General features: G+C 68.2%; 18 protein-coding genes. 12 read left to right on the forward strand and 6 right to left on the reverse strand.

Going from position 1 to position 18,574, the window contains the following annotated elements; genetic code table 11:
* Positions 1–20 precede the first annotated feature (20 nt).
* Positions 21–875: a helix-turn-helix domain-containing protein gene (locus tag WJ542_RS21455; RefSeq protein WP_411191474.1), complete on the forward strand. Its 855-nt coding sequence runs from the start codon at positions 21–23 to the stop codon at positions 873–875.
* On the opposite strand, the gene WJ542_RS21460 is transcribed toward WJ542_RS21455, so the two are convergent.
* Both WJ542_RS21460 and WJ542_RS21465 read right to left on the reverse strand, forming a co-directional pair.
* A complete protein-coding gene (locus WJ542_RS21460; RefSeq protein WP_411191476.1) occupies positions 872–2,656 on the reverse strand; it encodes an ATP-binding response regulator in 1,785 nt (594 codons plus the stop codon). The two genes, WJ542_RS21455 and WJ542_RS21460, sit on opposite strands and share 4 nt — an antisense overlap.
* A 34-nt stretch (positions 2,657–2,690) precedes the next feature.
* Positions 2,691–3,203: a putative pterin-binding protein gene (locus WJ542_RS21465; RefSeq protein WP_411191478.1), complete on the reverse strand. Its 513-nt coding sequence runs from the start codon at positions 3,201–3,203 to the stop codon at positions 2,691–2,693.
* Positions 3,204–3,383: 180 nt separating this feature from the next.
* Between WJ542_RS21465 and WJ542_RS21470 the strand changes: the two genes are divergently transcribed.
* Positions 3,384–4,331 carry a phosphoribosyltransferase gene (locus WJ542_RS21470; protein WP_411191479.1) on the forward strand — a complete coding sequence of 316 codons (948 nt, stop codon included), beginning with the start codon at positions 3,384–3,386 and terminating at the stop codon, positions 4,329–4,331.
* Between the two features lie 23 nt (positions 4,332–4,354).
* Here WJ542_RS21470 and WJ542_RS21475 read toward each other — a convergent pair whose 3' ends face one another.
* Entirely contained in the window at positions 4,355–6,040 is a 1,686-nt protein-coding gene (locus WJ542_RS21475; protein ID WP_411191480.1) for an ATP-binding domain-containing protein, read from the reverse strand.
* Between the two features lie 167 nt (positions 6,041–6,207).
* Here WJ542_RS21475 and WJ542_RS21480 point away from each other — a divergent pair, with 167 nt between their 5' ends.
* Together WJ542_RS21480 and WJ542_RS21485 are read left to right on the forward strand one after the other, a co-directional pair.
* Positions 6,208–6,834 carry a glutathione S-transferase family protein gene (locus tag WJ542_RS21480; RefSeq protein ID WP_411191481.1) on the forward strand — a complete coding sequence of 209 codons (627 nt, stop codon included), beginning with the start codon at positions 6,208–6,210 and terminating at the stop codon, positions 6,832–6,834.
* Positions 6,835–6,901: 67 nt separating this feature from the next.
* On the forward strand, positions 6,902–7,495 hold the full coding sequence (locus tag WJ542_RS21485; protein WP_411191482.1) for a Fur family transcriptional regulator: 594 nt from the start codon (positions 6,902–6,904) through the stop codon (positions 7,493–7,495).
* Between the two features lie 18 nt (positions 7,496–7,513).
* Here the strand turns inward: WJ542_RS21485 and WJ542_RS21490 are convergent, their stop codons facing one another.
* Both WJ542_RS21490 and WJ542_RS21495 read right to left on the reverse strand, forming a co-directional pair.
* Complete coding sequence (locus tag WJ542_RS21490) at positions 7,514–7,924, reverse strand: response regulator (protein WP_411191484.1); 411 nt, start codon at positions 7,922–7,924, stop codon at positions 7,514–7,516.
* 410 nt (positions 7,925–8,334) lie between these two features.
* The gene (locus tag WJ542_RS21495) at positions 8,335–9,036 is read right to left on the reverse strand and encodes a TetR/AcrR family transcriptional regulator (RefSeq protein ID WP_411191485.1); all 702 of its coding nucleotides are present in this window, start codon (positions 9,034–9,036) and stop codon (positions 8,335–8,337) included.
* A gap of 101 nt (positions 9,037–9,137) precedes the next feature.
* Between WJ542_RS21495 and WJ542_RS21500 the strand changes: the two genes are divergently transcribed.
* The gene (locus tag WJ542_RS21500; protein ID WP_411191486.1) at positions 9,138–10,661 is read left to right on the forward strand and encodes an MDR family MFS transporter; all 1,524 of its coding nucleotides are present in this window, start codon (positions 9,138–9,140) and stop codon (positions 10,659–10,661) included.
* Positions 10,662–10,684: 23 nt separating this feature from the next.
* On the opposite strand, the gene WJ542_RS21505 is transcribed toward WJ542_RS21500, so the two are convergent.
* Complete coding sequence (locus WJ542_RS21505; protein ID WP_411191487.1) at positions 10,685–12,136, reverse strand: aminotransferase-like domain-containing protein; 1,452 nt, start codon at positions 12,134–12,136, stop codon at positions 10,685–10,687.
* A gap of 155 nt (positions 12,137–12,291) precedes the next feature.
* Between WJ542_RS21505 and WJ542_RS21510 the strand changes: the two genes are divergently transcribed.
* The 7 genes from WJ542_RS21510 to WJ542_RS21540 all read left to right on the forward strand — a co-directional run bounded on the left by WJ542_RS21510 (position 12,292) and on the right by WJ542_RS21540 (position 18,218).
* On the forward strand, positions 12,292–13,209 hold the full coding sequence (locus WJ542_RS21510) for a DMT family transporter (RefSeq protein WP_411191488.1): 918 nt from the start codon (positions 12,292–12,294) through the stop codon (positions 13,207–13,209).
* Positions 13,210–13,347: 138 nt separating this feature from the next.
* Positions 13,348–13,890, forward strand: a complete 543-nt coding sequence (locus WJ542_RS21515) for a GNAT family N-acetyltransferase (protein WP_411191490.1) — start codon at positions 13,348–13,350, stop codon at positions 13,888–13,890.
* A gap of 156 nt (positions 13,891–14,046) precedes the next feature.
* Positions 14,047–14,937: a mechanosensitive ion channel family protein gene (locus WJ542_RS21520; protein WP_411191492.1), complete on the forward strand. Its 891-nt coding sequence runs from the start codon at positions 14,047–14,049 to the stop codon at positions 14,935–14,937.
* Complete coding sequence (gene kch / locus WJ542_RS21525; protein ID WP_411191494.1) at positions 14,937–16,139, forward strand: voltage-gated potassium channel protein; 1,203 nt, start codon at positions 14,937–14,939, stop codon at positions 16,137–16,139. Before WJ542_RS21520 ends, kch begins: the two co-directional genes overlap by 1 nt.
* A 133-nt stretch (positions 16,140–16,272) precedes the next feature.
* On the forward strand, positions 16,273–17,190 hold the full coding sequence (locus tag WJ542_RS21530) for an urea transporter (RefSeq protein ID WP_411191496.1): 918 nt from the start codon (positions 16,273–16,275) through the stop codon (positions 17,188–17,190).
* Positions 17,191–17,219: 29 nt separating this feature from the next.
* The gene (locus WJ542_RS21535; RefSeq protein ID WP_411191497.1) at positions 17,220–17,996 is read left to right on the forward strand and encodes a class II aldolase/adducin family protein; all 777 of its coding nucleotides are present in this window, start codon (positions 17,220–17,222) and stop codon (positions 17,994–17,996) included.
* 33 nt (positions 17,997–18,029) lie between these two features.
* On the forward strand, positions 18,030–18,218 hold the full coding sequence (locus tag WJ542_RS21540) for a 4-oxalocrotonate tautomerase (protein WP_411191499.1): 189 nt from the start codon (positions 18,030–18,032) through the stop codon (positions 18,216–18,218).
* The last annotated feature ends 356 nt before the right edge of the window (positions 18,219–18,574 follow it).

An 18,574-nucleotide genomic window follows, 5' to 3' on the forward strand; every position in this document is an offset into this window, starting at 1 on the left:
CACGATTTCCCCCCCAAGGCATGTCGAACGTTGGACATTCACCCGACTCGGCCACGGTTGCGGAGCGCGTGCGCGAGCTGATGAGCCGTCATGGCATCGGCAAGCGCCAGCAGACAACCGAGCTTTGCCGGATCCTCGATCTCAGCTTTTCGCAAGGGCACCGCAAGCTGCGCGGCAACAGCCCGTGGACGCTCGCGCAAATCAAGAAGGTCGCCGAAGCATTCGGCGAACCGGCAGGCCAGCTCTTCGGCGCCCAGTTGCTCGATCCGGGCGTGGTGGGCGCGACCGCCCAGGAAGCCCTGCTTTGCGTGAGCGCGGCCGAACTGCCGTGCACCGCGTGGATCGGCATACCGGTCGAGGCGGGCAGCCGTCCCGAGTTCGTCGCGTACGAGAAGCAGGGCCAGTGGCGCGTGGTGCGTCCGGACGGCGCGCTCTATCAGAACGCGCGTGAAGTCCACAAAATCGAGATCTATCCGCGCCGCGCCGAAGCCGACAAACCGACGATCGCCGTGGTCGACGACGACCGCGCCTCCGCCGACAACCTGCGCGATTATCTCGAACACACCGGCTATGCGGCCCAGGCGATCTACGGCCTCGCGGCCTTCGAGGAAGCACTGGAGAACCAGGTGTTCGACGGCGTGGTGATCGACTGGCTGTTCGGCTGCCAGACCGCCGCCGATGCGATCCGCCGGATCCGCGCGTCCGAGAATCCCGAAGCACCGATCTTCGTGCTGACCGGCGAGCTGCTCACCGGCAAGGCGAGCGAGTCGGACATCAGCCTGGTGGTGCGCCACTACAACGTGGCGTGCTACGAAAAGCCCGCGCGCATGGCGATCCTTGTCGCCGATCTTTCGAAACGTCTCAATCGCGGTTAGTCGCGGTTGAGCCGCGGCACGGCCAGCGCGCGCTGCAAGGCGCGGCGCAGTTCCTCGTAGTGAACGGGCTTCGTCAGATAATCGAAGAACGGGCTGACGTTGCCTCCTGCGGTAAGCGCCGCGACATCCGCGCTCACCACGATCACCGGCGGCCGCAAGCCCGTGGTCGCGCCGGCGTCGAGCCCCGCGACGAACGCATAGCCGTCGCGGCCCGGCATGTGCAGATCGAGCAGCACGACGTCGCATGACTGCGTCGACACCAGCGCGAGCGCACTGTCGGCGTTGGCGGTCGCGAGCGGCGCGTAACCCATGTGCGCCGCCATCTCGCAGAGCGACTCGCGCACGAGCGGATTGTCGTCCACCACGAGCACGCGCGGGCGGCGCGGTGCGTCGTCCGCCACGCGTCCGGTGCCGGCGTCGGCCAGCGCCTCCACGGGAGCAACCGGCAGCGTCACGGTGAAAGTCGTGCCTTCGCCCACGCGGCTGTCGGTTCCGATCGTGCCGCCGAACAGGGCCACGAGGCCGCTCACGATCGCGAGCCCCATGCCCGCGCCTTCGTAGCGGCGCGAGCGCGAACTGTCGAGCTGCGTGAACTCCTTGAAGATGAGCGGGATCTGCTCGGGCAGCACGCCCGGCCCGGTGTCGCTCACGACGATCGCCAGCGTGCGCCCCTCCAGCACGAACTCGATGCACACCTTGCCGCGCTCGGTATAGCGGATCGCATTCGTCACGAGATTGTTGGCGATCTGGCGAATGCGATGCGGATCGGACACGATCTGCTGCGCCGCCCCGCGCCACGCGTGCTCGAACGCGAGCCCCCGGCCCAGGGCGGCGGCCTCGTTCTGATCGACGATCGACTGCAGAAGCTCGCGCGGATCGAACGGCTCCTCGCGCAGTTCGAGCTTGCCCGCGCCCAGCCGCGCGTAGTCGGTGAGATCCTTCATCTGCGCTTCGAGCTGGCGCGCGGCGGTGTCGAGCCGCTGGATCACCTTGTGGTCCGCTTCGGAATGCGAATTGAAACCGAGCAGCTCGATCGACGAGACGATCGCATGCAGCGGCGTGCGCAGTTCGTGGCTGATCATCCCGAGGAACGCGTCCTTCGCCGTGCTCGCCTCGCGCGCGGCGCGGCTCGCCTGGTGCTCGGCCTCGAGCGCCGCGTGCTGCTGGCGCAAGAGGCGCGTGCGCCGGTAGCCGTTCATCACGAGCAAAACGGCCGCCGCGGCGGAAAGCACGAGCAGCATGAACCCCGCTGCGAAAAGCTCGCGGCGCCTCGTGATGAAGTCGCGGCGGATGTCCTCGCGCTCCATGATGTCGGCGTAACGGCGGTTCAGCGAGAGATCCGTGACCTCGGACCAGTGCTCGCGCAGCACCTCGACCATCGGCATGATGCGCGCGGGCTCGCTATCGAGCGCGGCGAGCTGCGCGTCGAACGACGCGATTGCCGCGTCGAGCGAGGCGAGGTCGGCCTGCTGACGCTGCATGAGCGCGGGCATGCCGACGAGCGAACGCGTCGAGCCCTTCATGACGTTCAGCTTTGACTGCAGCACGGCGTAGCGCAGCCGCAGCGTTTCGAGATCGAGGTCCGTGCCGTTCGCGTAGAGCAGCAGCTGGCTTTCGAGGCGCGCGTAGGCGATCTGAAGCTGGGCCGCATCCCAGTAGAGGCCGTCGTAGTTGCCGGTGATGCGCTGAACCACGCGCGGATTGAGCAGGTTCGCGTACATCACATAGCCGACCGCCGCCACTGGCGGCGCGAGCGCGACGATCCAGACCAGTAAATGCATAAAGCGCCGCAACCGCCGATGCATCACACCCCGCTCATTGCTTGATTGTCATCGACTTGATCTGCCAGGCGAACTTGGCGTCGCCCGCGGAACCGTCCAGTTCCTGCGGATACTGGTCGCGCGGATAGATCAGGAACAGCGGGCCGAAATCGCTCACCTCGAGGCGCTTGCCGTTCATCGCATAGGCGAGCACCACGCCATAGTGCGCGGCGTCGGCCACCGGCACGGTGCAGGTGTAGTCGTCGATGGTATGGATCTCGATCTCGCTGCCGTAAGCGCCCACGGCCTTGAGCACGTCGGAGAGCAGCGGTCCCGTGAAGGTGGAGCGCGGCGTCCAGGTGGTCGAGGTGGCGATCGCGTGCATCGGCAGCTTGAGCAATTGCGCCTCGGTGAAGTGATAGGCCGTGTGCGCCGCGTTGTTCGTCACGTGCACTTCGCCGTCGATGTCGAGCGAAAGCGGCACGAGCGGCGCGGCATGCGCCGCCGCACTTCCGGCCGCCAGCGCCATTGCGGCGGTCCAGCGCCGCCAGCCTGCAGGTCCCCACATCCTTTCAAACCCCTTGTTGCATCGTTCTTCGTCTGGCCGATTCCTGGCGCCCCCCGGCGTGCCAGCAGGCGCGCCCGAGCATAGGCATAATATCGTCAAACTTTGAACCGACAATAGCCGTCGCGGCCGCGCCACGGGTACGGCCCACCGGTTTGCGCCGCTATTTCCGCTTCCGAAGAGATGAACAAACCTGTCGTGCCGCTCACCTACGAACAACTCGATCACTGGGTCGAATCGCTCCAGCCGCTGCTGGTGGCAGAAGATTTCGCCGCCGTGATCGGCATCCTGCGCGGCGGTGCGCCGCTCGCGCTGATGGTCTCGCACGCCACGGGCGCGAACGTCGCCTTCCTGCGCTACGACCGCGAGACGCGCGAAGTGCGCTGGGACTCGACCCTGCCGCTGCCCGAGCCGGGCTCGAAAGTGCTGCTGTGCGAGGACATCGCGGGGCGCGGCAACACGCTCGTGGACTGCATCGCTTTTCTGAGCGAGCACGGCCTCGTCGTGCGCACGCTCACGGGCGCCTACGACGACCTTTCGCGCCTGCGCCCGGACTACTCGATCGACGCGAGCGGCTACTTCGCGCTGTTTCCGTGGGAGCGCCAGGCGTACACCGACCGCTACCGCGCCGACTGGACCCGCGACGGCGCGAAGGAAGGCACGCTGATGGCCGACGACCACGAATACGCGGTCTACGCGATCGACCTGGACGGCGTGCTGCTGCCCGACCTGCCGCTCGAACGCTACGACGAGAACCTCGACGCCGCGCTCGCCGAACGCGACGCGCTGCTGCCCTTCGAGCGCATTCCCGGCGTCGACATGAAGCGCACGCGCGCGATCATCACCGGGCGGCCCGAAATGGACCGCATGCGCACGCAGGACTGGCTGGAGCGTTTTGGCTTCGGGCATCTGGAGCTCGTGATGCGCGCGCCCGACGAGCACGACGACACGCCCTCGGGCGCGGCCGAGCACAAGGCGGCCGCGGCGATCCGCTGCGGCGTCACGCATTTCATCGAAAGCGACCCGGTCCAGGCCATCTTCATCGCCCAGCGCGCGCCGCTCCTGCGCGTGATCTGGTGGAACGCGCACACGCGCACGGGCACGCTCATCGGCGCCTCGGCCTGGAGCTGAGCGACCGCGGGCGTTCCTTCCGTTCAGCCCTCGGCCTGCCCCCGCCCTTCTTCCAATGCCCGCGCCGCGCGCTGCGACGCCACGACGATGAGCTTCATCGTCGCGCGCGTCGCGCCGACAAAGAGCTTGCGCGCGGCGCGCTCGTCGAACGCGTCGAAATCCACCTCGGTCAGGATCACGCAGGGCGCGGATTGCCCCTTGAAGCGATAGACGGAGTCGAGCAGCACGTCGCCCTCGCGATACTGCGGGTTGCCGAACAGGTCGTACTGCCCCGTGAAGCTGCGCAGACGATGCGGCCCCAGATGGTCGAGCGCCGTGAGCTGCGAATGCTCGCGCCCGCGAAACGACAGCACCACGATGTCCTGCTTGCGAAACCCAAGCGCAAGCGCCTGGGTGATTGCGCGCTTGGTGGCCGCGGCTACGGGCGGCTCGCCGGCGGCGTCGGCCCCGGCGGTCTCGTCCCAGGCGGCGAGTGCGACCTCGGAGCCGTCGAACGGGCTGCCCGCCGCGAGTTCCGCCAGCGCGGGCGCGGCCGGGCCGGCGGCATCGCGCAGGAAGGCCAGGATATCGCGCGGGCTGCGGTAATTCGTGCTCTCGCGCAGCACGGTCCAGCCCGGCAATGCCACCGGTTCGCGCAAATAGAGGTTCTGCAACGGATCCTCGAGCCACCACCACGACGCGGCGAGGGCCAGCAATCGTTCCAGCGCTGCGACCCAGGCCTGCTGGAAGTCCTGTCCCTCGTCGACGATCAAGACGTCGAACCGCCAGCGTTCGTCGATGGGCGCCTGCGTGAAGCGACGCTCCAGTTCCTCGAATACGTTGCCGCCTTCGAAATCCGGCACGTGGCCGCCGTCGCGCGCCACCCAGTCGCAAAGCTGGTGATAGTTCGCCACTTTCGCCCCGGGCGGCGCGACCTTCGCGATATGGTCCGCGAGCGGCCGGTTGAAGCACACATAGAGCGTGCGCTGGCCGCGCGCCACCGCGTCTTTCATGACCTGCACCGCGAGCTGCGTCTTGCCCGAACCCGCCGTGCCGATCACGCGCAGCCGGAACGGCGCGAATTCGAGCCGCCGCGCCCAGGTGGCGAGCCCGCCCGCAAGCCGCGTGACGAGCGTGCCTGCCGCGCCGACCAGCGCGCTGGCGTCGGGCGCGAGCGAAAGTTCGTCGGCGAGGAAATGGTGGATTTTCGCCGCGCACGGCAAGCGCGGTTCGTCGGCGGGCAGCGCCCCGAGCACGATCGAAACGAGCTGCGACTTGCGTGCCGCATCGACGATGCGCGCCGGATTCACGCCCGCGATGGCCGGATCGCGCACGACATGATCGGGGCAATACAGAAGCTCTTCGAGGCAGTACGTGCCCGCCCCGAATGCGGCGGTGAAGCGGCGGTGCAGCCCTTCGACGGTGCGCGCGAGCGCGACGGCCACATTGCGCTCGGTCTGCAGATGCGCCTTCACGAGCCCGTTCGGCGTCTCGCGCAGAAAACCCGTCTTCTGTTCGACGATCATCACGCGGCCCGCCGGGCTCACGATCACGAAGTCGACTTCGCCGAAGACGGAAAAACCTTCGGCCAGCCGGGTCCAGTGCACGCCGTGATAAACCGTATAGCCGCCCGGCAGGCCGCGTTCGAGGAGCGCGAGCGTTTCGCGTTCGCGCGCGGCGGCGCCGGCGGCTTCGAGGTGTTGCCAGTTGTCGGGGACGATGCGGGCCATGGACGATCCTCGCGGCAGTTTGCTGGGGGTATTCTAGGGCCTGTCATCCGTTGGAAGTGGTCGTGAAGCGCCCGTAAAAAAACCGTAAGGGATGCGATCCGGCAAAGACCCTGCCGGATCGTGTATCGTTTCGCCCTGCGCTTATGACCTCAAGGAGAGTGCGCCCGATGCTTACGATCTGGGGACGCGCCAATTCGGTGAACGTCCAGAAAGTCCTGTGGTGCTGCGATGAACTCGTGCTGCCGTTCCAGCGTATCGATGCGGGCCTGCAGTTCGGCCGCGTCAACGAGCCGGAATACGTCGCGCTGAATCCGAACGCCAAGGTGCCGACGCTCGTAGACGGCAATTTCGTGCTGTGGGAATCGAATTCGATCCTGCGCTACCTCGCGATGGAGTACGGCCAGTCCAGCCTGCTCTATCCCGCCGAGCCGAAAGTGCGCGCGCTGATCGAACGCTGGCTCGACTGGTCGATCGGCACGCTCGCGCCGGCCGAGCGGCCGCTCTTCCAGGCGCTCGTGCGCACGCCGCCGGAAAAGCGCGACATGGCGAAGGTCGCCGACGACCTCGACCAGGTCGCCGCGTTGTGGAAGCTGCTCGATCGCCATCTGCAAGGGCGTTTCTTCCTGGAAAACGAACGCTTCTCGCTGGCGGACATCGTGATCGGCGGATTCGCGCGGCGCTGGTTCGGGCTCGAAGGCATCGAGCGCCCCACGCTGCCGAACCTCGAGCGCTGGTATCAGCGCATCGCGCAGCGCGAAGGCTTTCGCAAGTACCTCGCCCAGCCGCTCACCTGAAACGCGTCGGCGGCACGAGCTACAGCGAGGGCGGGCGCAGCCGCCGCCCGCCCCGTATAATTGCCGCATGAAGACAGCAAAACCGGCCCCGCACGATCACGGCCATCCTCACCACGAGCACGGCGGCGACGATCACGCCCACGCTCACGACGGCGTAGCGCCCGCGTCCATCGGCGCCGCGCTCGAAATGGCCGAGGCCTACTGCCGCGAGCGCGGCGAGAAGCTCACGCCGATCCGCCGCAAGGTGCTGGAACTGCTGCTGGCCTCGGGCCGGGCCACCAAGGCTTACTCGCTGCTGGACGAAATGCGCCAGATCCATCCCGGATCGGCGCCGCCCACGGTCTATCGCGCCCTCGATTTCCTGCTTTCGGCCGGGCTCGTGCACCGGATCGAATCGATCAACGCCTTCGCCGTCTGCCACGACCTCACGCAATGCCAGCACGGCATCCTCGTGGTCTGCCAGCAATGCGGCAACGTCACCGAACTGCACGAGCCACGCCTGCGCCAGGCGCTCGTCGCGCAGATCGAGGCGGCGGGATATCGCCTCGAAGGCGACGGCATCGAGCTAAAAGGCGTGTGCGCGCAATGCCGCGCGGCCGAACCCGCTCAGGCCGCCGCCGCTGCGGGGGGCGAAACCCGGGCCGCGGCGCAGTCCTCCTGAGAACCCCGCTCCGGGAACCTACAGCGACTGTCTCGCCTCGATCGCGTCGCTCAGCAGCGCCACGAGGGCTTCCGGCTCGGCCGGCTTCGTCATGAAGTGCTGAAATCCTTCGCCGATACTACGCAGGCGCCAGATTTCGTCGGTGTGCCCGGTTAACGCGACAGCGACCGTGGGGGCATGATCGCCGCGTATTTCATGATCGCGCAGGCGCTGGATCAGATAGAAGCCGTCCATGGCCGGCAGGTCCAGATCGCAAACCACGGCGTCGGGCAGCAATTCGAGAACCGCTTCGACGCCGGTTTCGGCATCTCCCACCGCCACCACGCGCGCTCCTTCCGACTCCAGCAGCGAGGCCAGCGACGCCCGGCTTTGCGGATCGTCTTCGACCAGGACGATGGTCGTCCGGTCGAGTTTGTGTACTGCATTCATCGTGTTTGCTTGAAACTTCCTGTTCGTCTGGCTTGCCGCGCCATGCGCGAACGCCGTCGCGGGCCGCCCTTCCAGCGCAAGTTTAATGCCGTCGCGCGCGGCGGCGCATGTCTCGTGCACGGCGCGCCGCGCACGATAGCCCGGGCGCAAGTCACGTCGATGAAACCGGCTTGCATCGCGGCTTTCATTACCTTACTCGCCGAGACTCGCGCATGCCGCCCGTTTTTTTGCTCCGTCCCTTCACTGACGCAAGCGAACGCTTCGAGGGGCCGCTGGCGAGCGAGTTCGTATTCGACGACAGGTTGGGGATAGTCGTTCCCGAAACGCACACCGGTCGAACCCGCGCTGCCGGTATCCATTGAAAAAATATTGAAAAAAAGCCGCTTCGGATCGTGGAATATCGAGGCGGATCAGCGGCCGCCCGGCACCGGCCCGATCCCCTGTGTAATCAGCGCCACCGCATGCTGCGCAATCTCGCGCGCGCCGATCTGGCGCTTGTCGGGATCGTTGCGCCACTGGCGCGAGGTGGCAAGCGGCAGCAGCGTGAGACCGAGCAGCGACTGAAACAGCAGCGACGGTTCGAGCGCCGGGTTCAAGCGCCCTTCGCGCTGCCAGCGCGCGATCGCCACCTGCGCCGCACTCTGGTGCGAATGGCCGAACCGCTCGTGCATGCGCTGGCGCAACAGGCCGCCTTCGCTGATCACCTCGCGCACCCACAGCGGCGCAAACCACGGATAGCGCGACCCCACCTCGACGAAACGCTCGGTCACCAGCGTGAGCGCCGCGACGGGATCGTCGGGATGCGCCTCGAAGATGCCGCCCATCGTCGCGCGCAGCGGCACGAAGCGCTCGTCGATCAGCACGTCGATCAACTGATCGCGGGTCTTGAAGTAGTAGTGGACCATCGCGGACGTCACGCCGGCCTCGCGGGCGATCGCCGCGAGCGTGGTGTCGACGATGCCCTGGCGCGCAAAGAGCGCGAGCGCCGCCTCGATCAACCGCGCGCGCTGCTCCGCTCCGCCCGCGCCGCCGCTCGGCCGGCCCGGCCGACGGGCGGGACGGCCGTCGACGGATTCGGGGGGGGTGGACGCGAGGGTATCGGGTTCGCTCATCGCTGCGCTCATCTCTGGTTACGTTTCAGTCTTTGACTGAATCCGGGAATTCTCCTAATATTAATCTCCAAGTTAATTAATTTCAAGACAGCCCCACTGCGATGGAATCCCCTATGGAACGCACCCTGCCGGTCCAGCCCGACGCCGCACCCGCGGCCAACCATCCGCCGATCCGGCTCCTTTTCCCCGCGCTGCTGCTCGTCATGCTGCTCGCGGCGCTCGACCAGACTATCGTTTCGACGGCGCTGCCCACCATCGTCGGCGAGCTGGGCGGCCTCGACCGCCTATCGTGGGTCGTCACGGCCTACCTGCTTACGTCGACCATCGTCGTGCCGCTCTACGGCAAGTTCGGCGACCTGTACGGGCGCAAGATCGTGCTGCAGGCCGCCATCGCGATCTTTCTCGTCGGCTCCGCGCTCTGCGGCATCGCGCAGGACATGATGCAGCTCATCGTCCTGCGCGCCGTGCAGGGTATCGGCGGCGGCGGGCTCATGGTCGTGACCATGGCGGCCATCGGCGACGTCATCCCGCCCGCACAGCGCGGCAAGTATCAGGGCATGTTCGGCGGCGTGTTCGGGCTCGCCACCGTCGTGGGGCCGCTCCTGGGCGGGTTTCTCGTCGAGCATCTGTCGTGGCGCTGGATCTTCTACATCAACCTGCCGCTCGGCGCGATCGCGCTCGCCGTGATCGGCGCCGTGTTCCGCCCGCGCGCCGCGCACGTGAGGCACGTGATCGACTACATGGGCGCCGCGTGGCTCGCCACCGCGCTTACCTGCCTGATCCTCTTCACGAGCCAGGGCGGCTCGATCCTGCCCTGGTCCTCGATGCAGCTATGGCTCACGCTGCTGCTCGGCGCCGTCGCGGTAGCCGGCTTCCTCCACGAGGAAAAGCACGCCGTCGAACCCATCATGCCGCTCGAACTGTTCCGCCACCGCACCTTCGTGCTGTCGAGCCTGATCGGCTTCATCGTGGGCGTGTCGCTGTTCGGCTCGGTCACTTTCCTGCCGCTCTATCTGCAGGTCGTGAAGGGCTCCACGCCTTCCGAGGCCGGCATGCAGATGCTGCCGATGATGGGCGGCGTGCTCGTGATGTCCGTCATCACGGGCCGCACCATCAGCAAGATCGGCAAGTACCGCATCTTCCCCATCGTGGGCACCGCGCTCGTGGCGATCGCCATGGTGCTGCTCGCGCGGCTGCAGATCGCCACGCCCATCCATCTGATGTATCTCTACATGGGCATTCTCGGCTGCGGGCTCGGCATGGTGATGCAGGTGCTGATCCTCGCCGTGCAGAACACCGTCGAGTTCCGCCATATGGGCGTGGCCACCTCGGGGGCGACGCTGTTCCGTTCGATAGGCGGTTCGGTGGGCGTGGCCGCGTTCGGCGCCGTGTTCTCGCACGGTCTGCAAACGCAGCTCGAAAAAGTGCTCACGCCCGGCGTCGAGCTGCCGCAGCCGCTCACGCCCGACGTGATCCGTCACCTGCCGCCCGCCCTGCACGCCGGCTACCTCGACGCGTTCGCCGGCGCGCTGCACATGGTCTATTTCTCGGCGGCGATCGTGGTGGTGTTCTCGTTCGCGCTGGCCTGGCTGCTGCAGGACGTTCCGCTGCGCAAGCAGCCTTGACGTTGCCCGCTGCAGCACGCCCCTCACGCGGCCTGCGCGCTCAGCTCCATCGCGCGCTGCAGCGTCTCGTACACCTTCGGGCGAGCGCACTGCGAGACGTTGAAGCGCAGGAAGTCGCCCGCGCTGCGCGAGTAGCTGAAGACATTGCCGGGCGCGAGCACCATGTCCTGCGCGAGCGCCTCGCGCGCCACCTGTGCGGCGTCGAGTCCGTCCGGCAGACGCGCCCAGACGAACAAACCCGCCTGCGGCCGCGTCCACGCGGCGAGGCCGAGCGCCGCGAGACGCCGCAGCGTTTCGCCCATCGCGTCGGCCAGGCGCGCACGCAACGCATCGAGATGACGGCGATAAGTGCCGTCCACGAGCAGGCGATGCACGAGATCGGCCGCCACCTCGCCGTTGCCGAACGACACCGCGAGCTTCAGATCGACGAGCGCCTCGACCCAGTCGGCGCGCGCAGCGATGAAGCCGCAGCGCACGGCCGCCGACATCGTTTTCGAAAAGCTGCCGATCGTCACGACGCGCGCGAGGCCGTCGAAGGCCGCGAGGCGGGGGGCAGGGTCGGTTTCGAAATCGGCAAAGATATCGTCCTCGACGATCAGGAGATCGTGCTCCTCGGCGAGCTTGAGCAAGCGGTGCGCGACTGCCGGGGCGAGCGTCGCGCCCGTGGGGTTGTGAATCGCCGAATTGGTCACGTAGAGCCGCGGGCGATGCTCGATCAGCGCGCGCTCGAACGCGGCGAGATCGGGGCCGGTGGGCGTGTACGGTACGCTCGCCACGCGCGCGCGATGCGCGCGCAGCAGCGCCTGGAAATTGAAGTAGCAGGGGTCGTCCACGAGCACCGTATCGCCCGGCTCCAGCAGGAAGCGGCACACGAAGTCGAGCGCCTGGGTGCCGCCGTCGGTGAGCACGATCTGCTCGGGGCCGGCCTCCACGCCGTGCTGCGCGAGACGCCACGAGAGCTGCTGGCGCAGCGCCGGCAGGCCGAGCGGCGAGGCATATTCGGCCAGCGGCGCGTGCGGATCCCGCGCCTGAGAGCGCAACGCGCGCCGCACGGCGTCCTGCGGCAGCCACGAAGGCGGCAGCCAGCCGCAGCCGGGGCGCAGCGCGTGCGGATCGGCTTCGAGCGACTGGCGCGTAAGCCAGAGCGGATCGATCTCGCGGTCCAGACGTGGACCAAGCGCCGCGAGCGCCAGCGGCGGCGCATGGCCGGCGACGAAGAATCCCGAACCGCGCCGCGCGACCAGCACGCCCTCGCCGACCAGCCGCTCGTACGCCTCCACCACGGTGGACTTCGAAACCCCCATCTGCTCGCTCATGGCGCGGACCGACGGCACGCGCGCGCCGGCAGCCAGCGCGCGGCCGGCAATGCGCCCGCGCAGCGTCTCCATGACGTGCGCGACGCGCGTGAGCGTGCCGCCCGTGGGCGTTTCCGGTTGTAGTTGTGTTTGCCTTTGCGTCTGGCCGGTGTCCGCCATCTGCCCTCTCCAGTCTGTCCGGCATCTGTACTGCCCTGTATTCAGTACAGTTTTGATAAATTGTACTGATCTGTAGCTTACCCTTTGTGCGGCCCGCGCGCATCATCGCCCGGATGTCCTATGCCATCCGGCCAACTTCACGGCCGCCACGAACCATGCGCAAATCTCTCGACTCCACCGCCGACGGCTGGCTCTGCGGCCTCGCCGGCGTCCTCATCTTCAGCGGCTCGCTGCCGGCCACGCGGGTCGCCGTGCTGGGCCTCGATCCGCTGTTCCTCACCGGCGCGCGCGCGACCATTGCCGGCGCGCTCGGCGCCCTGCTGCTCGCGCTGCTGCGCGCCGCGCGGCCCGAGCGCCGCGAACTCGGCCCGCTCGTCGTGGTGGCGCTCGGCGTGGTGGTCGGCTTTCCGCTCCTCACCGCGCTCGCGCTGCGTCACGTGAACTCCGCGCACGCCATTGTATTTATCGGCCTCTTGCCGCTCGCGACGGCCATCTTCGGCGTGCTGCGCGGCGGCGAACGTCCACAGCCCGCCTTCTGGATCTTCTCCGGGCTCGGCAGCGCCGCCGTGGTGGCCTTCGCGCTGCGTCACGGCGTCGATGCCTCGCCGGCCGGCGACGCACTCATGCTCGCGGCAATCGTCGTCTGCGGGCTCGGCTACGCCGAAGGCGCGCGCCTCTCGCGCCGGCTCGGCGGCTGGCAGGTGATCTGCTGGGCGCTCGTGATCTCGCTGCCCGTGATGGCACCGCTCGCCTTCTGGCTGCGGCCCGCCTCGTTCGCCACCGTCGGCACGGCGGCCTGGTGGGGGCTTGCCTACGTGTCGCTGTTCAGCATGCTGATCGGCTTCGTGTTCTGGTATCGCGGGCTCGCGCTCGGCGGCATCGCCGGCGTCGGGCAGTTGCAACTGCTGCAGCCGTTCTTCGGCTTCCTGCTCGCCGCGCTCGTGCTGCACGAAGCCGTGCCGCCCGCGATGATCGGCGTGACCGCCGTCGTGATCGCCTGCGTGGCCGGCGCGCGGCGCTTCGGCCGGATGGCGCCTCCACCGCCGGCCGGCGCCGCCGCGCCGCGCGCGTGAGCCCAGGCGTTGTGCCCTGGATCGAAGGCCGCGCGCCGGTATTTTTGACAAACTTTCAATCCGCTGCCGTCCGAGGCATAGTGGAAGGCGCCGCCGCGAATACTGCGCCGGCGCCTTCCCAACCCCGACCCGAAACGCATGAATGCACCCGCCGTCGCCCGGCCGCTCCTGCGCGACGCCACGCCAGGCGACTTCCCCGCGATTGCCGCGATCTACGCGCATCACGTCCTGCACGGCGCGGCCTCCTTCGAAGAAACCCCGCCCGACCTCGATGAACTCCAGCGCCGCCATGCCGCCGTACGCGGCCACGGCCTGCCCTGGATCGTCGCCGAGCTGAACGGCAAGGTGGCCGGCTACAGCTACGCCACGCCCTACCGCCCGCGCGCGGCCTACCGCTATACCGTCGAAGACTCGATCTACATCGACGAGTCGTGCCGCGGTCTCGGACTCGGCCGCGCCCTGCTGGAGGCGCTGATCGAGCGCTGCGAAAGCGGCCCCTGGCGGCAGATGATCGCCGTGATCGCCGACGCGCGCGGCGGCTCGATCGCCCTGCATCGGAGCCTCGGCTTCGAGAGGGTGGGCACGCTGCACGCCGTCGGGTTCAAGCACGACGAATGGCGCGACACGACGCTCATGCAGCGCGCGCTCGGCGCCGGCTCGAGCACGGTGCCCGCCGCCTGAGCAAACCGGCAGCCCGCGGTCACAGGCCGGCTCCCCGCCCTTAAAATAGTCCGTTCGTCTCGCGCCGGCCGCGCGCCGGCGCGCCGAGCCTGAACACGCGCGCGCAAGCCACGCCCCAAACCGCGCGAGCGCGCGCCGACGACCAAGGACTACCCCATGCAACCGCTGCTACAACACATTCATCCGTCCAACTGGAGCTTCCTGTGGGACGCGCTCAGCTCGTTCGCGATGCGCCTCGTCGCGGCGCTGGCCATCCTGTGGATCGGCTGGTGGCTCGCGCGCCGCATCGGCCGCTGGCTTTCCGGGCAGGGCAGCATCGACGCGACGCTGCGTCCCATCGTGCGCGATTCGGCCAAGTGGAGCGTGCGCATCGTCGCGCTGATCGGCGCGCTGTCGCAACTGGGCATCCAGACCGCGAGCATCGTCGCCGTGCTCGGCGCCGCGGGCCTCGCCATCGGCCTCGCGCTGCAAGGCACGCTGCAGAACATCGCGGCCGGCATCATGCTGTTGCTGCTGCGCCCCTTCAAGGTGGGCGACTATATCGACGGCGGCGCGGGCGTGAGCGTGGCCGGCACCGTGGAGGAGGTCAATCTCTTCACGACGCGCCTCACGAAACCGGACGGCATCTGCGAATACGTGCCGAACAGCGGGCTCTGGAGCAACTCGATCCGCAACTACAGCCGCAACCCCACGCGCCGTCTCGACCTCGAAGTGGAAGTCTCGGTGCGCGACGACGTGAACCGCGCCATCGAGGTGCTGCGCGCGCTCGCCGACGCCGACCCGCGCGCGCTGCGCGAACCCGCGCCGCAGGTGATGGTGAGCCGCTTCGACGACAGCACGGCGGTGCTCAACATCCGCGTCTGGGCCAACACCGACGTGTTCTGGGACCTGCGCTGGGATCTCTCGCGCAAGGTGCGGCAGGCGCTCAACGACGCGCAGTGCTCGCTGCCGCTGCGCGCGCGAGAGCTGCATATCGTGCAGACGCCGCAAGGCCAGGAGCAGGCACCGCAGCAAGCCCAACAACACGTCGAACAGCGGGCCCAGTGATGCTGAGCGCGCTCCTGCGCCGCATGCGCGGCTTCGCCACGCACATCGTGCCGCACGGCTATCTGGCCTTGCTGCTCGTGGTCGATGGACTCATGCTGCTGCGCCCGGTCGCCGAAAAGGCCTTACTGCATGCGCGCGGCAACTGGTTCCAGGACTGGATCACGCTGATCGATGCATTCGGCCTGCTCGCGCTGCCGCAAGTCGTGGTTGCAACGGGCCTCGCGACCATGGCGATCGGCATCGCCTTGCGCGCGCGCGTGGCCTGGGTGCTCTCGCTGCTGCTGCTCGCCGCCGCGGGCTTCATCAGCATGTGGGGCGACTATCGCAGCGAGCCGCTCTTCGCCTTCACCGTGCTGCTGGCCGCCGCCCTGCTGTACTACTGGCGGCGCTTCGACCGCACGAGCCTCGCCGCAAGCTCATTGTTCGCGATCCTGAGCATTGGCTCGTTGCTGATCTACGCGGTGTTCGGCGCGCTTTATCTCGGCACGGACTTCGATCCGCCCATCCAGAACCTCATCACGGCGTTCTACTTCGCAATCGTTTCGATGTCCACGGTCGGCTACGGCGATATCGTGCCGCACTCGGATACGGCGCGGCTCTTCACGGCCTCGGTGATCGTGCTGGGCATCACCGTGTTCGCGACGTCGATCAGCGCCGTGGTGGGGCCCGTGATAGGCGGCAAGCTGAAACATATCGTGAAGGGAGGGATTTCCAACGTGACCCGCAAGAACCATTACCTGATCGTCGGCGCCTCGCCGCTCGCGCACAGCGTGTACGCAGGCCTGAAAAAGCGCGGCTACGCGGTCACGGTGATCGTGACGCCAAACACGCCGCACACGTATCCCGCGAACGCCGATATCGTGGTAGGCGACCCGAGCGACACGGCGACACTGCACAACGCGAGCGCGGAAACGGCGCTCGCCGTGCTGGCCCTGCGCCTCGACGACGCCGAGAACGCCTTCGTGATCCTCGCGATCAAGGAACTGGCGCCGAAGGTGCGCACCGTCGCGCTGGTGAACGACAGCCGCAATCTGCAGCGACTGCGGCTGCTGCAGCCCGACATGGTGTTCTCGCCGCAATTGCTCGCGGGCGAACTGCTCGCGCGCACGCTCAACAACGAAACCATCGACAACGACCTGGTCTCGCACTTGCTGTTCGGCAAGGAGCATGCCGCCGGGGCCGCGGCGCCTGAACGCAAATAGCGACTATCACGCGTACGCGCGCGCAACGCGCCCCGTATCGCCTATGCTCCACGCTCGACCCGATCCGCGCGGGTGCCGGCGCCCGCGCGCCCCGCGTTCGTCCGCGGTCATTTTTCGCCCTGTTCGCATCCGCATGTCCATCCGAGCGCAAGCCCACGGCGAAGGCGCCGCGTTACGCACCCTGTCAGGCACCCTGTTGCGCAGCGTCGGCCAGATCGTCCTGCAACGCCACGCCGGCACCGGCGCGTGCCTGCTCGCCGCGCTCGCCCTCTGCGACCCGCGGCTCGCGTGCGCCGCACTCATCGGCGCGACGACAGCCAACGTCTGCGCCGTGCTGGCGGGCCACCCCGACGACGCGATCCGCGGCGGCCTCGCCGGTTTCAACGGCGCGCTCGCCGGGCTGGCGGCCTTCACCTTCATCGGCGATGCGCCGACGGCGCTCGCCACGGCGCTGCTGGCCGCCGCGGCCGCCGGCTGGCTCGACGCGCCGCTCGCGCGGCGGCTCGCGCGCGCGGGCCTCTCCGTCTACTCGACGCCCTGTCTCGTCGCCACGTGGATCTGGCTCGCGCTGCGCGCGAGCGCCTCATCGGCACCGCCTTCGCCAGCGCATGCCTTCAACGCCCCGTTCGCGGCGGACGGCGCCGTACCGCACTCCCTGGGGCTCGCCCTCCGCGCCCTTGCCGGCGTTTTGAGCGGCGTCGCGCAAAGCGAATTCGCATCTGGCGCGCCCGCCGGCCTCCTCGTGCTGGCCGGCATCGCGCTCTCGTCGCGACGGGCTGCCGGCTTCGCGCTCGCCGGCGCGGCGCTCGCGAGCGCCGTCGAACTGGCATGCGGCACGCCGCTCGCCGACTTCGACGCGGGCCTCGCGGGCTTCAACGGCGCACTGGCCGCGCTCGCCACGCTGACGCTCGGCACGCGCACCGCGTTCTGTGCGACGATGTTCGCCGCGGTGCTGCATCTGGCCGCCGTGCGCTGCGGCCTGCCCGCGATGACCGCGCCGTTCGTGCTGGCGAGCTGGTGCGCCCACCGCACCACCTCCGTCGCTCGCTGAATCTTCGCCGCCCCCGGGAAGGAACCACCATGTCATTCGCCCACCGCCCCACGAGCACGGCCGCCGAAACCGGCCCGCGCTCCGCCGCCGAGCAGCAGTTGCGCATCGATCTGGCCGCTGCCTACCGGCTCATCGCGCTCAACGGCTGGGACGACCTCATCTACACGCATGTCTCCGCGGCGATTCCCGGCGAGCCGGGACGTTTCCTGATCAACCCGTTCGGCCTCGCCTTCGACGAAGTCTGCGCGTCGAACCTCGTGAAGATCGACACGGAAGGCCGCATCGTCGGCCCGAGCGACTATCCCGTGAACGCGACGGGCTTCGCACTGCACGCCGCCGTCCACCTCGCGCGCCCGGACGCGGTCTGCGTCATGCATCTGCACAACACGGCGGGCATTGCCGTCTCGATCCAGCGCGGCGGCTTGCTGCCCGCCTCGCAACACGCGCTGCGCTTCTACGGCCAGCTCGCGTGGCACGACTACGAGGGCCTCGCGTTCACGCCGGCCGAGGGCGCGCGGCTAACGGCGAGCCTGGGCGAACGTTCCGCGATGCTGCTGCGCAACCACGGCACGCTCACGACGGGCCGCACGATCGCCGAGGCCTATGTGCTCATGGCCACGCTGATCAAGGCCTGCGAGATCCAGCTTCAAGCCCAGGCCGGCGGCGAGCCGCTGGTGCTGCCGCCGCCCGAGGTGGCCGCGCGCACGGCCGAGCAGCTCTACGACGGCGGCGCGATCGAAGGCGAGCTCGAATGGCCCGCGCTGCTGCGCAAGCTCGACCGCCTCGACGCGTCGTACCGGAATTGAACCACCCCACCCTGCCTTATACGGAGACAACCCATGCCGACTTTCCATATCGAACTGTTCGAAGGCCGCACCGTCGAGAAGAAACGCGAACTGGCCGCCGCGCTGACGGAAACCACCTGCAAGGTGCTGGGCTGCGACCCGCAGAGCGTCGACATTCTGTTCGTCGACGTCAAGCACGAGGACTGGGCAACGGGCGGCAAGCTCTGGAGCGATCCGCGTTGAGCGGGCAAGCGCACGCATCGACGCTACCGCCTTCCTGGCATTCCTGATTATCCTTCCCTGCCATCGTCCCGGCCGTCGTGGTCCGGGACGGTTCTCGCCACATCCCCACCTCATCCCCGCGCGCTGCGCACCTGGTCAGGTTGACGCACCCATTCCGCAGCGCGGTGTATTGACGCAGATCCACGGGCTGCAAGCCTGATCTGCAAGCCCCGTCCATTCCATCATTGTTGATTTACATCAACGCGTTACCGAACGATCTCGACATTTGCTGATTGCGATGTGCGACATGCTGGCGCACATCGCGGCGCAGCAAAACCGCCTCCGTTCCCCTACGCTTACGTTCATCCGCACGAGCC

Origin of the sequence: Paraburkholderia yinzeri, from assembly GCF_046581065.1 — a bacterium.
Taxonomy (GTDB): Bacteria; Pseudomonadota; Gammaproteobacteria; order Burkholderiales; family Burkholderiaceae; genus Paraburkholderia.

What these genes read in the sequence shown, in the direction of transcription:
- WJ542_RS21490 (WP_411191484.1), bottom strand. Translation starts at nt 7,924, where the DNA reads ATGAATGCAGTACACAAACTCGACCGGACGACCATCGTCCTGGTCGAA.
- WJ542_RS21480 (WP_411191481.1), top strand. Translation starts at nt 6,208, where the DNA reads ATGCTTACGATCTGGGGACGCGCCAATTCGGTGAACGTCCAGAAAGTC.
- WJ542_RS21485 (WP_411191482.1), top strand. Translation starts at nt 6,902, where the DNA reads ATGAAGACAGCAAAACCGGCCCCGCACGATCACGGCCATCCTCACCAC.
- WJ542_RS21475 (WP_411191480.1), bottom strand. Translation starts at nt 6,040, where the DNA reads ATGGCCCGCATCGTCCCCGACAACTGGCAACACCTCGAAGCCGCCGGC.
- WJ542_RS21540 (WP_411191499.1), top strand. Translation starts at nt 18,030, where the DNA reads ATGCCGACTTTCCATATCGAACTGTTCGAAGGCCGCACCGTCGAGAAG.
- WJ542_RS21460 (WP_411191476.1), bottom strand. Translation starts at nt 2,656, where the DNA reads ATGCATTTACTGGTCTGGATCGTCGCGCTCGCGCCGCCAGTGGCGGCG.
- WJ542_RS21465 (WP_411191478.1), bottom strand. Translation starts at nt 3,203, where the DNA reads ATGTGGGGACCTGCAGGCTGGCGGCGCTGGACCGCCGCAATGGCGCTG.
- WJ542_RS21505 (WP_411191487.1), bottom strand. Translation starts at nt 12,136, where the DNA reads ATGGCGGACACCGGCCAGACGCAAAGGCAAACACAACTACAACCGGAA.
- WJ542_RS21510 (WP_411191488.1), top strand. Translation starts at nt 12,292, where the DNA reads ATGCGCAAATCTCTCGACTCCACCGCCGACGGCTGGCTCTGCGGCCTC.
- WJ542_RS21455 (WP_411191474.1), top strand. Translation starts at nt 21, where the DNA reads ATGTCGAACGTTGGACATTCACCCGACTCGGCCACGGTTGCGGAGCGC.
- kch (WP_411191494.1), top strand. Translation starts at nt 14,937, where the DNA reads ATGCTGAGCGCGCTCCTGCGCCGCATGCGCGGCTTCGCCACGCACATC.
- WJ542_RS21495 (WP_411191485.1), bottom strand. Translation starts at nt 9,036, where the DNA reads ATGAGCGAACCCGATACCCTCGCGTCCACCCCCCCCGAATCCGTCGAC.
- WJ542_RS21520 (WP_411191492.1), top strand. Translation starts at nt 14,047, where the DNA reads ATGCAACCGCTGCTACAACACATTCATCCGTCCAACTGGAGCTTCCTG.
- WJ542_RS21535 (WP_411191497.1), top strand. Translation starts at nt 17,220, where the DNA reads ATGTCATTCGCCCACCGCCCCACGAGCACGGCCGCCGAAACCGGCCCG.
- WJ542_RS21470 (WP_411191479.1), top strand. Translation starts at nt 3,384, where the DNA reads ATGAACAAACCTGTCGTGCCGCTCACCTACGAACAACTCGATCACTGG.
- WJ542_RS21500 (WP_411191486.1), top strand. Translation starts at nt 9,138, where the DNA reads ATGGAATCCCCTATGGAACGCACCCTGCCGGTCCAGCCCGACGCCGCA.
- WJ542_RS21515 (WP_411191490.1), top strand. Translation starts at nt 13,348, where the DNA reads ATGAATGCACCCGCCGTCGCCCGGCCGCTCCTGCGCGACGCCACGCCA.
- WJ542_RS21530 (WP_411191496.1), top strand. Translation starts at nt 16,273, where the DNA reads ATGTCCATCCGAGCGCAAGCCCACGGCGAAGGCGCCGCGTTACGCACC.